Here is a 13,413-nt window from a genome sequence, read left to right on the forward strand (position 1 = left end):
ATCTTCCGTAACTGCACTTAGCCCCCGCTGTGCTCTCTCCTTATTCAATTCTTTTAGAAACTCCTGTCTAAATTCTGTGATTGAAAAATTAGTAATTGTAGGAAATTCATGTTCACTTTGTGTTTGGTTGTCAGAATTAGTCAGTTTATTTGAATTTGGCAGTTTTGTCTGTTTCTTGAGCTTTTTAGCTTTAGATTTTACTTTTGTTTTAATAACCAATTTTGCCAAGACAAACTTATCTTTAGTTACAAAATAATATTTTTGACCCTTAATCTTTTTAGTTTTAAAGGATACTGCTATTCTTTGACCCTTTTTCAATACCTTCTTTTTTAGTTTGCGTCCCCTTTTATCGTATAAATACGTTTTCTTTTTAACTATAACTGTTTTTTTAGTAGGAGAATTTAAAGCAGCGGTACCAGAAGTATTTTTGGCATTTATTGGTGTTGCTAATGTAGATAAACCTATTGTTAAGCATGATACAGCCGAAAAAATGGTAATAATTTTGCGTATATTAACTTTTTTCATTGTAATTCTCCTTTTACTTTTTATTAGACAGAAATCTGAAGTATTAAAACTATTGCAGTAAAAAATATTTTACTCACAGTTATCATGGCAAAAACTCATTAAATTTAATGCAATACAAGTTTAATTATATTATAAAATAATAGTCTGGGTTAAAATTTTTTATAAATAGGTTAATGTCTTTTTTAATTGTCCTTTCTGCTGCTTTTACTTTTTAAAACAAAAAAGAACGTATTTGCAACTCGCAAATACGTTCTCTGTTTATTAACTTGTCCACTGGGACTACAATTATTTCAATGTAATTGTAGCGCCAACTTCTTCAAGTTTAGATTTAATGTCATTAGCTTCGTCTTCAGAAACGCCTTCCTTAACGTTCTTAGGAGCGCCATCAACAAGATCTTTTGAGTCCTTAAGGCCAAGACCAGTAATGTCACGAACAGCCTTAATAACCTTAACCTTTTCTTGGCCAGCTTCTGTCAATTCAACATCATATGTTGATTTAGCAGCAGCTTCGCCGCCAGCAGCACCTGCAGCAGCAACTGGAGCAGCAGCAGAAACGCCAAATTCATCTTCAATAGCCTTTACCAGGTCATTTAATTCAAGAATTGAAGCACCTTTTAAGTCTTCAATAATCTTTTCAGTATCTAAAGCCATACTTATGTATCCTCCGAAAATTTTAGATATAAATTATATTAATATTCAGCTTTATTCAGCAGATTCATCTTTTGAATCAGCAACAGCTTTAACAGCATATGCGAAATTGCGTACTGGAGCTTGTAAAACAGAAACAAGCATTGACAATAAGCCTTCGCGACCAGGAATGGCAGCAAGTTCCTTGATTTCTTCTTTAGAAGTCAATTTACCTTCCAGCACACCACCCTTAATGTCGATAACGTCATAATCATCTTCGTATTTTGAAACAATACGAGCTGGTTCGGTAATGTCATCAGCATTATCAGTATAAATTACAGCTGTAGGACCAACAAAAGTCTCACTAAGACCTTCAATACCAGCCTTAGCAGCAGCACGTCTTAAGTAAGTGTTCTTAACAACCTTCATCTTAACATCGTTTTCACGAAGTTCCTTACGCATGTTAGTAACTTCTTCAACAGTTAAACCAAGGTAATTAATTACTAAAATTGCTTTAGCAGCTTTAAGTTCATCAGCAAAAGCATCAACGAACTTTTCCTTTTCAGCAATAGCAGCTTTACTCACACGAATTCACCTCCATCAAATTTATTAATAAATTCCATAAGGCCTAAATAAAAACTCCATGCCAAGAAAGACATGGAGCATAAATTTCTTCATTATCTTCTGGCCTCGGCGGGAAATTAAGGCGTCATGCCACCCGAGTCTTAGGTAGAATTTACTTTAATAATTATATTAGTATTATATCCTAAATGCAAGTTAATTATTTCTTTTTGGGTTTAATTAATTCGAATAATTCACCCGAGCTCTTGTAGATAACCCAACTTGCTATGTTAACAATATGATCGCTGATTCTTTCAAGAAGTCTGATAATGACAAAATAACTAGCAGAGGCTACAGCAGCATCTGGCTCTTGTTCAACCCCATCTATGATCATTTGTCTGGCATTCTTATAATCCTTAAAGACTTTGGCGTGCCCAAGTACCGTCAATCTGGCATTTTTTTCATCCTCTTGCACATAGGCAGTCAGAACTTGTACCAGCATCTCACGGACTTGATGCGTCATGTTAGAAATAACCTTTTCAACTTCTGGCAGACGTGGATTGCCCTTAACTCTAACAGTTTCAACGGCAATACTATTCGCGTTTTCGCCAATTCTTTCTATATCAGTTGTAGCCTTTAAAATACTAATAACTACGCGGAAATCAGTTGCCACCGGTTGCTGAAGTGCCATTAATTCCAAAGCCTTCTTCTCAATTCTAACGGCTTCTTTTGCTACTTCCTTATCTTCCGCAATCATTTCCTGTGCTGTTTTTTTATCATGTTCGACGAACGAGCGTGTCCCTTTATCAATCAAATCATTGACCAGAACTCCCATTTCCATAAACTGGGCATTCAATTTTTTCAATTCGTCTAAAAATATTTCGTGCATAATCCACCTCCAAATTTAGCCAAAACGGCCATTAAGATAATTGTTAGTCATTTCCTTTTTAGGTGATAAAAACATCTCTTGTGTTGAGCCTGATTCGATTAGCTCGCCATTCATTAAAAAGGCAACTTGATCAGAAATCCGACTTGCTTGTTGCAAGTTATGTGTCACCATAATAAAAGTATACTTTTGCTTTAATGCCATCAGTGTTTCTTCAATTTCGGCACTTGATATTGGGTCCAAAGCCGAAGTTGGCTCATCAAGCAAAACAACTTCTGGTCTGATCGCCAACGCCCGCGCTATACAAATACGTTGCTGTTGACCACCAGAAAAAGCCAGTGCGTTTCGCTCTAAACTGTCTTTAGTTTCATTCCAAATAGCGGCTTGTTTTAAACTTTCTTCAACTCTCTGCTTAATCAGCTCCTTATCTTTAACACCAGCTATGCGCAAGCCATAAGCGACATTATCAAAAACAGAAAAGGGAAATGGCGTAGGTTGTTGAAACACCATTCCTACTTTCTTACGCAAAGCAACTAAGTCAATATGAGAATGATAGATATCTTTACCTTCCAGAAGAATTTCGCCAGTAATATTAATATCATCAATATCATCATTCATGCGATTTAAACAGCGTAAGAACGTTGATTTGCCACAACCAGAAGGTCCAATTAAGGCAGTCAATTTTTGAGCAGGAAATGCCAAACTAATTCCGTGTAAAGCTTCAAAGTTGCCATACTTAAGTTTAACATTTTTTGCCTCCATTACATTTGTCATTAATAACGCCACCTTTATCCAAAACTACCCTGAATGTATTTTTCAGTAATTTCACCTTGAGGATTAGTAAAAATATTAGTAGTAGTATCATATTCTAACGCATGTCCCAAGTGAAAGAACGCGGTATATTCACTAATTCTTGAGGCTTGCTGCATATTGTGCGTTACCATAATCATAGTGTACTTCTTACGCAATTGCTTGAGCGTATCTTCAAGTTTGGCAGTAGACACAGGGTCTAATGCGCTAGCAGGCTCATCAAGGAGTAAAATTTCCGGCTTTAAAGCAATTGCCCGCGCTATACAAAGTCTTTGTTGCTGACCACCAGAAAGTGCCAAAGCACTCTGATCAAGTTTATCTTTGACTTCATCCCATAATGCAGCTGCTTTCAAACTTTCTTCTACTATCTGGTCTAACTTTTTCTTATTTTGCTGCCCATTTGCTTTTAACGCATAAGTGATATTTTCCTTGATTGATTTAGGAAAAGGGTTCGGTTTTTGGAAAACCATACCGATAGCTTTTCGTAATTCGTAAACATTGATTTTGCTTTGATTAATATCAAGGTCATGAAACATGATTTTACCATCAACTTTTGCTACCCGGTCGTTCATGCGATTGAGTGACCGTAAAAAAGTTGATTTTCCCGAACCAGAGGCACCGATCAAAGCAGTGATGGTGTTTTTCTTAAAGCCTAAACTAACGTCAAACAGCTTTTGCACAGTACCACCATAAAAAACGCTTAGATCATTCGTAGAAATCGCACAGTCTTCGTCAGCAAAGGTCTTAATATACCTTTTTTGATTTTGCCAATTTTCCATAAAACTTTCCTTACTTAATTTTTGCGGCCGTAAGCCGTTTATAAATCCAGTTGCCAAGTGCACGTGCACCAAAATTGAAAATTATGACAACAATGATTAACAAAGCTGATGTAGCAGCCGAAACTACGTTAACATCTGGGATAATCCCTTCAGTATTTACTTTCCAAATATGTACGGCCAAAGTTTCAGCTGGTCGCATAATATTTAAAAAACTAGTAGGGCTGAACATATTCCAGTTAGAATAATCAACCGTAGAACCACTTTGTCCCGCTGTATAAATCAAGGCAGCAGCTTCACCGAAAACACGCCCGGCACTTAAAATCACACCGGTAATGATTCCGGGGAGCGCAGCTGGCAAAACGATACCATGAATTGTTTTCCAATTTGACAATCCCAAAGCCCAACCAGCTTCGCGCTGAGTTTGTGGCACTCCCTTAATAGCTTCTTCGATATTGCTAGTTAGAGTCGGCAAATTAAAAAAAGTTAAAGCCAAAGCTCCGGCAAGAATAGAAAAGCCTAAACCAAATTGAACCACAAATAAAAGATAACCAAATAAACCCACAACTATAGATGGTAAAGAACTTAAGATTTCAATAGTAGTTCTAATTAACTGTGTAAACCAGTTATCTGGCGCATATTCAGCTAAGTAAATAGCGGCACCCAGTGCAATTGGCAGAGAAATGATTAGGGTAAGCAGCAATAGATATAGTGAGTTGAACAATTGATCTCTGATTCCACCGCCAGCTTCAAACGAAGATGAAGCCGAACTTAGAAAATGCCAAGATAAGTGCGGTACTCCTGAGACTAAAATGTTACCAATAATTCCAACCAGTAACAAGACTACTATTCCCACTAAAAAATAAATTACGCCAGTAGCAATGCGATTAATTCTTTTTGCGTTCATCTTATTACTTACTCTTCTTTCCAATTAAATGTACTAGGAAATTGAACACTAACGACATTATTAAAAGCAAAAGTGCCAATGACCATAATGCATTATTAGGCAAAGTTCCCATGACGGTGTTACCCATTTGACTAGTTAACTGACTAGTCAAAGTTGCTGCTGGACTTACCAAATTGTATGGCATCAATACAGCGTTACCGATTGCCATTTGGACAGCTAAAGCTTCACCAAACGCACGAGCCATGCCAAATATTATGGCGGTCATAATCCGTGATCGAGCTGCTCTTAAAACAACGTGATAAATAGTTTGCCATTTTGTTGCGCCCAAAGCCGCTGATGATTTGCGTAATTCCTTGGGAATTGCTTTAAAGGCATCAGCAGTTAAAGAAGTGATTGTCGGCAAAACCATTACAAATAGGATTAAGGTTGCCGTTAAAATTCCAAAACCAGTGCCACCAAAAATAGTTCTAACAGCGGGAACTACAACCATTAAGCCCAGAAAGCCGTAAACTACAGACGGAATTCCGACTAAAAGTTCCATTACCGATTGCAATAGTTGTACTCTTTTACCAGATTCATATTCTGTCATAAATAGTGCCACGGCAATCGAAAATGGCGTTGCAATTAATGCTGCCAGCAGCGTTACGGCAAATGAAGTGACAATCATTGCTGCCGCACCAACGTGATTTTTGCCAGCCCCGGGATTCCAATCTGTTGAGAAAAGGAAATGGAAAATATTAACCTTATCGTCAATAAAAGTAGCCAGGCCATGCATCCCAACAAAGCCGATAATTGCCACAATTAATATCCCTATTAAAATAATTGCCAAGAATGTTAGTCCTTTGCCCCACCATTCCTGTCGTGTTTCTTTAGAAGGTTTTGTTAAACGGGCAATATCAATATCTTTAGGATCTATGCCTTTAAATTTAACGTGTGGGACTTTTTGTTCGGCAAGCGCATCTTCAACAACTTGTTGTAAGTCTTGTTCTTTTTCTGCCATTTTATTTACCTATCTTTGTAACTTTATTTTGACTATCGCGTGAAACTTTCATTTCGTGAATACTAATATAGCCAATTTTAGGTACTAACTCTGTTTGCACCTTTTTACCTAATACATACTTGATAAAAGCGGCTGTTGCCTTATTAGGCTTGCCCTTGGTGTACATATGCTCGTATGACCATAAAGGCCATTTATTGGTGGGAATATTTTTATTATCAGGCTTGACATGATCAATACTAATTTTTTGAATATTTTGATCATTAGCATACGGAAAAGAAATATAAGAAATTGTTCCTGGGGTTGAGTTAACTATCTTCTTAACTGTCCCATTAGAATCTTGTTCTTGTGAATTAACAGCATCTTTGCCGTTTAAAATCAAGTCCTCAAAAGTAGAGCGCGTACCGCTACCACGCGAACGGTTAATCACTATAATGGGCTGATTTTTACCACCGACTTCACGCCAATTTTTAATTTTACCGGTAAAAATCGCAGAAAGTTGTTCAACAGATAAATTTTTAACGCCGACGCCTTTGTTGGCAATAGGAACGATTCCTACTACCGCAACAGGATAGTCCTCTAATTTTTTGGCATCAATACCTTTTTGTGTTTCAGCAAAAACATCTGATGTCCCTACTTCAACTGCTCCTGCCTGAACTTGACTCAGACCTGTACCTGATCCGCCGCCTTGGACAACAATGTTGCTACTCATATGTGCCAAGCGGTAATCGTTGCCGGCCTGCTCAACTAAAGGTTGCAGGGCACTAGAGCCGACAATAGTAATTTTTTCTCGGCTTTGACTGCAACCTACCCAAAAAAGTGGCACAAATAAAGATAGTAGCAGCAGTTTGCCAAAATTACTTTTTTTCATAATAACTCCCTCAGTCAAATAAAATTCAGCTCTAGTTTATCAAATCTTTTACTATTGACCAATCATAATTACTTAAACATAGATAAAAAAGCAACTTGCCCAAGCAGGCGAAGTTGCTTTTAACACTTATTCATTTTTAGTCCAAGTTTAATGGATCAAGTTTAATTCCAGGGCCAAAAGTTGCAGCTACAGCTACACTCTTAATGTATTGACCTTTAGCAGCAGATGGACGCGCACGCAAAATCACGTCACGCAATGCATCAAAGTTTTCAATTAATTGCTCATCAGTAAATGAAACTTTACCAATAGCAGCATGAATAGCAGCTTGACGGTCAACACGGTATTCAACTTGACCAGCTTTAACGTTCTTAACGGCTTTTTCAATATCCATTGTAACGGTACCAGTCTTAGGGTTTGGCATTAAGCCTTTAGGTCCCAAGATACGGCCCAAACGTCCTACTTTAGCCATCATAGTTGGCGTAGCAACAACTACGTCAAAGTCCAAGTAACCGTTTTGTACTTTTTCAACTAAGTCGTCAGAACCAACTTCATCAGCGCCGGCAGCTTTAGCTTGTTCAGCTTGTGGACCATCAGCAAAAACAATCACCTTTTGGGTTTTACCGGTACCATTTGGTAAAACAAGTGATCCACGAATTTGTTGGTCAGCTTGTTTAGGGTCAACACTCAAATTGTATGAAACTTCAACTGATGCATCAAAGCCTGCGTATGAAGTTTCTTTAACTAACTTAATTGCTTCAGCAACTGAATATAATTTCTTTGAATCTACTTTTTTAGCAGCTTCTAAATATTTTTTACCATGCTTTGGCATGTGATTTCCTCCTTAATATGTGGTCAAACGAGCTTAAGCTCTCCCACCTAAATTGTTATAAATAACAGGATTAGTCTTCGACTTCGATACCCATGCTTCTAGCAGTGCCTTCGATCATCCGCATAGCAGCTTCGACATCAGCAGCATTAAGGTCCTTCATCTTAGTTTCAGCGATTTCCTTAACTTGATCCTTGGTAACCTTACCAACTTTCTTAGTATTTGGTTCACCGGATGCCTTATCAATCTTAGCAGCTTGTTTCAAAAGAACTGGAGCTGGTGGAGTCTTAGTAACGAATTCAAATGAACGATCTTCGTATACTGTAATGACTACAGGAATAATCATGCCTTTTTGGTCAGCTGTTCTAGCATTGAAGTCCTTAGTAAAACCAACAATGTTAATACCAGCTTGACCTAAAGCTGGACCAACTGGTGGAGCGGGTGTTGCAGCTCCAGCTGGTATTTGTAATTTAACAACATTTATAACTTTCTTTGCCACGGTCAAAACCTCCTTGATTCCGTGCGTGGTTAAAATGGAAGAGTTACCTACTCTTCCTCCCACAATAATAAAAGTACTTTAATATATTATCATCGTTTTAGTAATTTTGCAATAAATGACTTATTACTAGCTAATTTTCTTTACTTGATCGTAATCTAGTTCAGTTGTAGTAGCACGGCCGAACATATCAACGGAAACAAATAATTTGTACTTATCTGGTTGAATTTCAGTAATTTTTCCTTCAACGCCGTTAAACGCGCCATCGATGATAGTAACGGTTTCCCCAACTTCAAAATCAATTTGTGGTCTTTTAGCAGGCTCTCCTTGTTGACGTAAAAGCCTGTTTACTTCTTCTTCTAACAGTGGCGATGGTTTTGAGCCACCACCATGTGAACCAACAAAGCCAGTTACATTTGGTGTATTACGCACGACAAACCAACTTTCATCCGTCATTACCATCTCCACCAAAACATAGCCAGGGAAAATTTTTTCTTCAACTTCTTTTTTCTTATTGTTTACTTTTTCAATTTTTTCCTGTTCCGGCACCATTACACGAAAAATATAATCTTGCATACCCATACTTTGTGCACGAGATAAGAGGTCAGATTTAACCTTATCTTCATAGCCAGAATATGTGTGCAGCACGTACCATTGCTTCTTAGTAGTTTCTACCATTATTACAATTTCTCCTTTTATTTTTGGCAAACAAAAAAGCCTCTTGCGTCAGAGGACTTTTATAATCAAACTAATTGTACCACAAACAATATAACTGTGCTATTACATAACTATTTGTGTAATATTGGTGAACAATAAATCAAGCAAACCTAAGTAAGCAGCAAACAGAATTGAGGTAACAATTACGATTGCTGTGTCGTGACGGTTTTGTTTTGCAGTTGGCCATGTAACTAACCGCATTTCTTCAACTACACTTTTAAAAAACTTAACCATAATCTACCTCGTTTCCTTATGCAAAGTCATCTTACCGCAATGTTTACAAAATTTGTTTAATTCCAGACGCTGAGTGCGATTTTTACTTGCGGTGATAGAGTAATTGCGCGAGCCGCAGATACTGCAGGCTAATGATGCTTTTTTCACTGCCATAATCTCACTTCCAAACTATTGTATTTTAGCAAAAATATCAGGTATAAGCAATTAATTTAACAATTACTGTATTAATTACTCAAGTGTATCTTCCCATAAAATTTTTTATTAACAAAAACAGCCACCCCTTTAATTCGAGCAGCTGCTTTAGTGGTCAAACAAATGCGTGACCACAGTGCGTAGAACATTGTATTAGTCGGATTTACTTCTTAAGATTTTCATTAACGAAGGATTCGATTTTATCGTCAGAGTCTTTCAGGAATGGAAGCATAGCTTCTTCCGTCTTAATGGTATCTCTACCATTCTTTTCCATAAAATAATCCCAAAGGGCATCTCTTACTGGAAGATCTGAATCACTCCAGTCGAAAACTTCTTTCATGTGACGATCTAACAATGCAGTCTTCATAACTTCATCAGCCATCTTAACTACCTCCTAAAATTTATTCTACAATAACAATTATACCCCATTTTTTATATAAGAACTATAAAAAACTAATTGAGTAAGGTTTTACGCATTTTTTGAGCAAGTCTTGAATGAGCTCTTGACAAAGTTAACTCGCTGATATTTAATCTGTGCAATATTTCATCCTGATTTTTTAGCCCTAATTCGACTAAAAGAGCATTAATCTCTAAATTTGATAAGTGTGCGGTTAAAATTGCTATATTTTCACTCAGAGGTACCTCAGGGATGGATGTAGAATCTTTTTTCATTGGTGATAGATTGTTTTTTCTTGCAGTTTCTAGTGAAATAGATTGCTTTAAAGCTTGCCTGCGGTATGCATTATCATATCTAACTAGTGACTTGGCATGATTAGTTAACCTAGTTTTATAATAACTGCTAAATTTACCTTTTTTGAGATCAAATTTTTTCGCTGAATCATGACAAATAATCAGGGCATCTTGATCCCAGTCTTGACTGTCATAATAACGTACATGATACATGCTTTTAACTTTATTAATTAATGGCTTATACAAGTAGCAAAGATCAATTAACGCTTCTTCCTCACCATTTTTAATTTGCATTATCAGTTCTGTTTCATTTTTGCTTGCTTTCTTTATACTCTTCATCTTAACTACTCCTATTTTTATAGATGAATGAAGAATACAGAACTTAAAAGCGCTCAAATATCGAACCTTAGTTCATTCTTTGCAGTCAATTTTTAATGTAAATCGGCTAAAAAACAAAGATTTATTTTTGTTAAAAACACATTAAATTAAAAAGATGATATTTTACTATTTCAAACAAAAAAATCATCCTGAAAACTTCAGAATGATTTTCGCTATTTATTTTAGTGGGTTCCGGTTATTAAGCATTTGGTAGAGTAAAATACCGGTAGCCACACTCGCATTTAATGATTGTACGTGACCGACCATTGGTAAAGTTAATGTTTGATCCATTTGCTCTTTTAAAAGCCGAGAAATTCCTTTACCTTCATTGCCAATAACTAGAACTGTTTTGCCATTACTGTTCCATTGACGGTAATCTGTTCCGTCCATATCGGTACCAAATAGCCAGTAACCCTGGTTTTTTAATAATTTTGCCGTTTGTACCAAATTATTTACTCTGGCAACCGGCACGTAATCAATAGCTCCAGTAGAAGTTTTGGCTACTACTGACGTTAGACCAGTCGCCCGCCTTTTAGGAATAATAATCGCATCTACACCCGTGGCATCAGCTGTTCTTAGAATTGAACCTAAATTATGCGGGTCTTCGATCGAATCAAGCATTAACAAGAAAGGATCCTTTTTTGTGTGTTCAAATTCTGCTAACAATTGGTTCAGATCAGCATATTCAAAGCTGGCAACTGTCAATACCAAACCTTGATGATTCTCACCCTGCACCAATCTATCCAACTTATTTTTGGGTACAGTTTGAACAACTAAACCCTTTTCCTTAGCTAAAGCAAATACTTCATTAGCAAAATTTTCTTTGATTCCCTGCTGCAGAAATATTTTATTAATATGGTCAGCATCCTGCGTTTGCAAATAATCTAAGCCAGCGTGTCGACCATAAACAAAATCTTTATCACTTGAAGTCATATTTTTCTATGCTCCCATTCTCAACATTTTTAATGCACCAAGCGGTTAATTCCTGAATACGCTCTTTTTCATTTAAAAGCTCCAAGTAACCCCAGACTGCTTCAAATCCAGTAGATAATTTATAAGTGGCTAAACTTGTGTTTTTAGCCTTAGTATAGGTTTTCGAATTACGACCGCGATGAAAAGTGGCTACTTCATCTTCTGTTAGCAAACCATCTTCTTGTAATTTGGTAATTAACGCAGCCTGAGCTTTAGCAGATACATAGTGAGTCGCCCTTCTTTGTAAAACTTGTGGTTTAACAACCCCGCATTTAATTAAATGCCTTCTAATAAAGATTTCGTATACTGCATCTCCCAGATAAGCTAAAGTTTGCCCGTTCAGTGTATCCGGATTAACATCTTTTTCTATCATTTTGTCAGTTTTATTCACGTAGCCACCTTGTTCCTTGCGGTGTATCTTCAACAATGACGCCCATTTGTTTTAGTTCAGCTCTTAAGGCATCACTTTTCGCCCAATCTTTGTTTTTACGTGCTTCTTCACGCTCTTGAATTAACTTTTCAACTTGACTATCATCATTTTGTTTATCAGAAGTGGTTAACTTTTCAGTATCTATTCCAAAAATTGCCAGCCATTTGGTTAAATTTTTTTGAACTTGTTTAAGAGCGTTTTTATCAGAATTTTTAGCATTAACATTGTCATTGATTTTTGGCAGTAAATCATAGATTGCGCTCAGCGCGTTTTGGACATTAAAATCATCGTCCATAGCACTGATAAATTTTTGTTCAGTTTTCTTAATTGCGGCAGTTAAATCTATTGAGGTCTGGCTTTCGGAATTGTCTTTTAGTCTATAAGCAACATTAATCAGAGTATTTTTGAATCTTTGCAAAATGACTTGTGCCTGCTTTAAATTATCAGACGAATAATTAATTTGCCTTCTGTACTGCACACTCGCCATAAAGAAACGCAAAACCTGCGGGTCAATTTTTTGTAACAGATCATGAACGGTTACAAAATTATGTAAGGACTTAGACATTTTCTCTTGACTTGTGCCCACGGTTACAAATCCATTATGCATCCAATAATGAACAAACTTTTTACCAGTTGCAGCTTCACTTTGGGCAATTTCATTTTCATGATGGGGAAATTCTAAATCTTGTCCACCACCATGAATATCAATTGTATCTCCTAAATATTTTGTTGCCATAACTGAACATTCAATATGCCAACCCGGGCGGCCTTTTCCCCAAGGTGAATCCCATGCAATTTCATCCGGCTCCTTTTGCCTTTTCCATAATGCAAAATCTATGGGATCTTCTTTGCGCTTTTGCTCCTCAACATTTATATGCTCAGAAGCGCCCTCCTCAAGTTCTGCCACATTTTGACTGCTGAGCTGACCGTAATTTTTAAACTTTTTAGTATGATAATAAACGTCACCGTCTGATTCATAAGCATAACCCTTAGCAATTAGTTTTTGGATAAACTTAATAATTGCACTAATTTCATGAGTAGCGCGGGGATTTGTAGTTGCCGGTTCAACATTTAACGTTTCAATATCTTCACGGTAAGCCTTAATATAGCGCTCGGCTAAATCTGGGACAGTTACGTGTTCCGCTTGTGCTTCAGCAATCATTTTGTCATCAACGTCAGTAAAATTAGACACATAGTTGACCTTAAAGCCTTTAAACTCCAAATAGCGCCTTATTGTATCAAATGCAATAACACTTCTGGCATTACCGATATGAATGTAGTTGTATACAGTAGGACCACAGACATACATAGTGATGTTATCAGGCGTTATCGGCTTAAATTCTTCCTTAGTTTTGGTTAAAGTATTGTATATTTTCACTGCGGCTAGCTTGCCTTTCTCAAAATATTTTTATCTTCATTCTAACAGAAACAAGAACAGATTCTAGTATATAAATAATCTGTTCTGATCATTTAAACGAGTTTATGATTCAAAATAAAAAAAACGCATTATCCAATTAA

General features: G+C 36.7%; 19 protein-coding genes and 1 other annotated feature. All 19 genes read right to left on the reverse strand.

Annotated elements, in window-relative coordinates; genetic code table 11:
* Nucleotides 1-525: SLAP domain-containing protein (locus tag JF73_RS06120; RefSeq protein ID WP_179853384.1), on the reverse strand; the 525-nt coding region annotated here is incomplete at its 3' end.
* A gap of 285 nt (nucleotides 526-810) precedes the next feature.
* Entirely contained in the window at nucleotides 811-1,176 is a 366-nt protein-coding gene (gene rplL, locus JF73_RS06125) for a 50S ribosomal protein L7/L12 (protein WP_038523551.1), read from the reverse strand.
* 51 nt (nucleotides 1,177-1,227) lie between these two features.
* Nucleotides 1,228-1,737, reverse strand: a complete 510-nt coding sequence (gene rplJ, locus JF73_RS06130) for a 50S ribosomal protein L10 (RefSeq protein ID WP_038523553.1) — start codon at nucleotides 1,735-1,737, stop codon at nucleotides 1,228-1,230.
* A 39-nt stretch (nucleotides 1,738-1,776) separates the two neighbouring features.
* Nucleotides 1,777-1,900, reverse strand: a sequence feature (ribosomal protein L10 leader region).
* A gap of 33 nt (nucleotides 1,901-1,933) precedes the next feature.
* Nucleotides 1,934-2,602 carry a phosphate signaling complex protein PhoU gene (phoU, locus tag JF73_RS06135; RefSeq protein WP_046327444.1) on the reverse strand — a complete coding sequence of 223 codons (669 nt, stop codon included), beginning with the start codon at nucleotides 2,600-2,602 and terminating at the stop codon, nucleotides 1,934-1,936.
* Between the two features lie 15 nt (nucleotides 2,603-2,617).
* Nucleotides 2,618-3,373, reverse strand: coding sequence for a phosphate ABC transporter ATP-binding protein PstB (gene pstB / locus JF73_RS06140; RefSeq protein WP_046327445.1), 756 nt, complete (start codon nucleotides 3,371-3,373; stop codon nucleotides 2,618-2,620).
* A gap of 14 nt (nucleotides 3,374-3,387) precedes the next feature.
* A complete protein-coding gene (gene pstB, locus JF73_RS06145; RefSeq protein WP_046327446.1) occupies nucleotides 3,388-4,188 on the reverse strand; it encodes a phosphate ABC transporter ATP-binding protein PstB in 801 nt (266 codons plus the stop codon).
* A 10-nt stretch (nucleotides 4,189-4,198) separates the two neighbouring features.
* The gene (gene pstA / locus JF73_RS06150) at nucleotides 4,199-5,092 is read right to left on the reverse strand and encodes a phosphate ABC transporter permease PstA (protein WP_046327447.1); all 894 of its coding nucleotides are present in this window, start codon (nucleotides 5,090-5,092) and stop codon (nucleotides 4,199-4,201) included.
* A gap of 4 nt (nucleotides 5,093-5,096) precedes the next feature.
* Nucleotides 5,097-6,092 carry a phosphate ABC transporter permease subunit PstC gene (pstC, locus tag JF73_RS06155; protein ID WP_046327448.1) on the reverse strand — a complete coding sequence of 332 codons (996 nt, stop codon included), beginning with the start codon at nucleotides 6,090-6,092 and terminating at the stop codon, nucleotides 5,097-5,099.
* 1 nt (nucleotide 6,093) lies between these two features.
* Nucleotides 6,094-6,960: a phosphate ABC transporter substrate-binding protein gene (locus tag JF73_RS06160; RefSeq protein ID WP_046327449.1), complete on the reverse strand. Its 867-nt coding sequence runs from the start codon at nucleotides 6,958-6,960 to the stop codon at nucleotides 6,094-6,096.
* A gap of 136 nt (nucleotides 6,961-7,096) precedes the next feature.
* Complete coding sequence (gene rplA / locus JF73_RS06165; RefSeq protein ID WP_038523574.1) at nucleotides 7,097-7,789, reverse strand: 50S ribosomal protein L1; 693 nt, start codon at nucleotides 7,787-7,789, stop codon at nucleotides 7,097-7,099.
* Between the two features lie 70 nt (nucleotides 7,790-7,859).
* Nucleotides 7,860-8,285 carry a 50S ribosomal protein L11 gene (gene rplK / locus JF73_RS06170; protein ID WP_034980336.1) on the reverse strand — a complete coding sequence of 142 codons (426 nt, stop codon included), beginning with the start codon at nucleotides 8,283-8,285 and terminating at the stop codon, nucleotides 7,860-7,862.
* A 126-nt stretch (nucleotides 8,286-8,411) separates the two neighbouring features.
* Entirely contained in the window at nucleotides 8,412-8,960 is a 549-nt protein-coding gene (gene nusG, locus JF73_RS06175) for a transcription termination/antitermination protein NusG (protein ID WP_038523578.1), read from the reverse strand.
* A gap of 102 nt (nucleotides 8,961-9,062) precedes the next feature.
* On the reverse strand, nucleotides 9,063-9,233 hold the full coding sequence (gene secE, locus JF73_RS06180) for a preprotein translocase subunit SecE (RefSeq protein WP_046327450.1): 171 nt from the start codon (nucleotides 9,231-9,233) through the stop codon (nucleotides 9,063-9,065).
* A gap of 3 nt (nucleotides 9,234-9,236) precedes the next feature.
* Nucleotides 9,237-9,386 carry a 50S ribosomal protein L33 gene (gene rpmG, locus JF73_RS09540; RefSeq protein WP_082229351.1) on the reverse strand — a complete coding sequence of 50 codons (150 nt, stop codon included), beginning with the start codon at nucleotides 9,384-9,386 and terminating at the stop codon, nucleotides 9,237-9,239.
* Nucleotides 9,387-9,588: 202 nt separating this feature from the next.
* Nucleotides 9,589-9,807, reverse strand: a complete 219-nt coding sequence (locus tag JF73_RS06185) for a P8 family protein (RefSeq protein ID WP_034980340.1) — start codon at nucleotides 9,805-9,807, stop codon at nucleotides 9,589-9,591.
* A 71-nt stretch (nucleotides 9,808-9,878) separates the two neighbouring features.
* The gene (locus JF73_RS06190) at nucleotides 9,879-10,454 is read right to left on the reverse strand and encodes a sigma-70 RNA polymerase sigma factor region 4 domain-containing protein (protein ID WP_046327451.1); all 576 of its coding nucleotides are present in this window, start codon (nucleotides 10,452-10,454) and stop codon (nucleotides 9,879-9,881) included.
* A gap of 216 nt (nucleotides 10,455-10,670) precedes the next feature.
* The gene (gene rlmB / locus JF73_RS06195) at nucleotides 10,671-11,426 is read right to left on the reverse strand and encodes a 23S rRNA (guanosine(2251)-2'-O)-methyltransferase RlmB (protein ID WP_046327452.1); all 756 of its coding nucleotides are present in this window, start codon (nucleotides 11,424-11,426) and stop codon (nucleotides 10,671-10,673) included.
* Complete coding sequence (locus JF73_RS06200; protein WP_046327453.1) at nucleotides 11,413-11,856, reverse strand: Mini-ribonuclease 3; 444 nt, start codon at nucleotides 11,854-11,856, stop codon at nucleotides 11,413-11,415. Before JF73_RS06200 ends, rlmB begins: the two co-directional genes overlap by 14 nt.
* Complete coding sequence (gene cysS, locus JF73_RS06205; RefSeq protein ID WP_046327454.1) at nucleotides 11,849-13,273, reverse strand: cysteine--tRNA ligase; 1,425 nt, start codon at nucleotides 13,271-13,273, stop codon at nucleotides 11,849-11,851. Before cysS ends, JF73_RS06200 begins: the two co-directional genes overlap by 8 nt.
* Nucleotides 13,274-13,413: the final 140 nt, after the last annotated feature.

The organism is Lactobacillus helsingborgensis, assembly GCF_000970855.1.
GTDB lineage: Bacteria > Bacillota > Bacilli > Lactobacillales > Lactobacillaceae > Lactobacillus > Lactobacillus helsingborgensis.

Bases quoted from the DNA above. Each gene is read 5' to 3' on its own strand.
- JF73_RS06185 (WP_034980340.1), bottom strand. From the start codon at position 9,807: ATGGCTGATGAAGTTATGAAGACTGCATTGTTAGATCGTCACATGAAA.
- pstB (WP_046327446.1), bottom strand. From the start codon at position 4,188: ATGGAAAATTGGCAAAATCAAAAAAGGTATATTAAGACCTTTGCTGAC.
- rplL (WP_038523551.1), bottom strand. From the start codon at position 1,176: ATGGCTTTAGATACTGAAAAGATTATTGAAGACTTAAAAGGTGCTTCA.
- pstA (WP_046327447.1), bottom strand. From the start codon at position 5,092: ATGAACGCAAAAAGAATTAATCGCATTGCTACTGGCGTAATTTATTTT.
- rplA (WP_038523574.1), bottom strand. From the start codon at position 7,789: ATGCCAAAGCATGGTAAAAAATATTTAGAAGCTGCTAAAAAAGTAGAT.
- secE (WP_046327450.1), bottom strand. From the start codon at position 9,233: ATGGTTAAGTTTTTTAAAAGTGTAGTTGAAGAAATGCGGTTAGTTACA.
- JF73_RS06190 (WP_046327451.1), bottom strand. From the start codon at position 10,454: ATGAAGAGTATAAAGAAAGCAAGCAAAAATGAAACAGAACTGATAATG.
- phoU (WP_046327444.1), bottom strand. From the start codon at position 2,602: ATGCACGAAATATTTTTAGACGAATTGAAAAAATTGAATGCCCAGTTT.
- JF73_RS06160 (WP_046327449.1), bottom strand. From the start codon at position 6,960: ATGAAAAAAAGTAATTTTGGCAAACTGCTGCTACTATCTTTATTTGTG.
- rlmB (WP_046327452.1), bottom strand. From the start codon at position 11,426: ATGACTTCAAGTGATAAAGATTTTGTTTATGGTCGACACGCTGGCTTA.
- rpmG (WP_082229351.1), bottom strand. From the start codon at position 9,386: ATGGCAGTGAAAAAAGCATCATTAGCCTGCAGTATCTGCGGCTCGCGC.
- pstC (WP_046327448.1), bottom strand. From the start codon at position 6,092: ATGGCAGAAAAAGAACAAGACTTACAACAAGTTGTTGAAGATGCGCTT.
- nusG (WP_038523578.1), bottom strand. From the start codon at position 8,960: ATGGTAGAAACTACTAAGAAGCAATGGTACGTGCTGCACACATATTCT.
- pstB (WP_046327445.1), bottom strand. From the start codon at position 3,373: ATGACAAATGTAATGGAGGCAAAAAATGTTAAACTTAAGTATGGCAAC.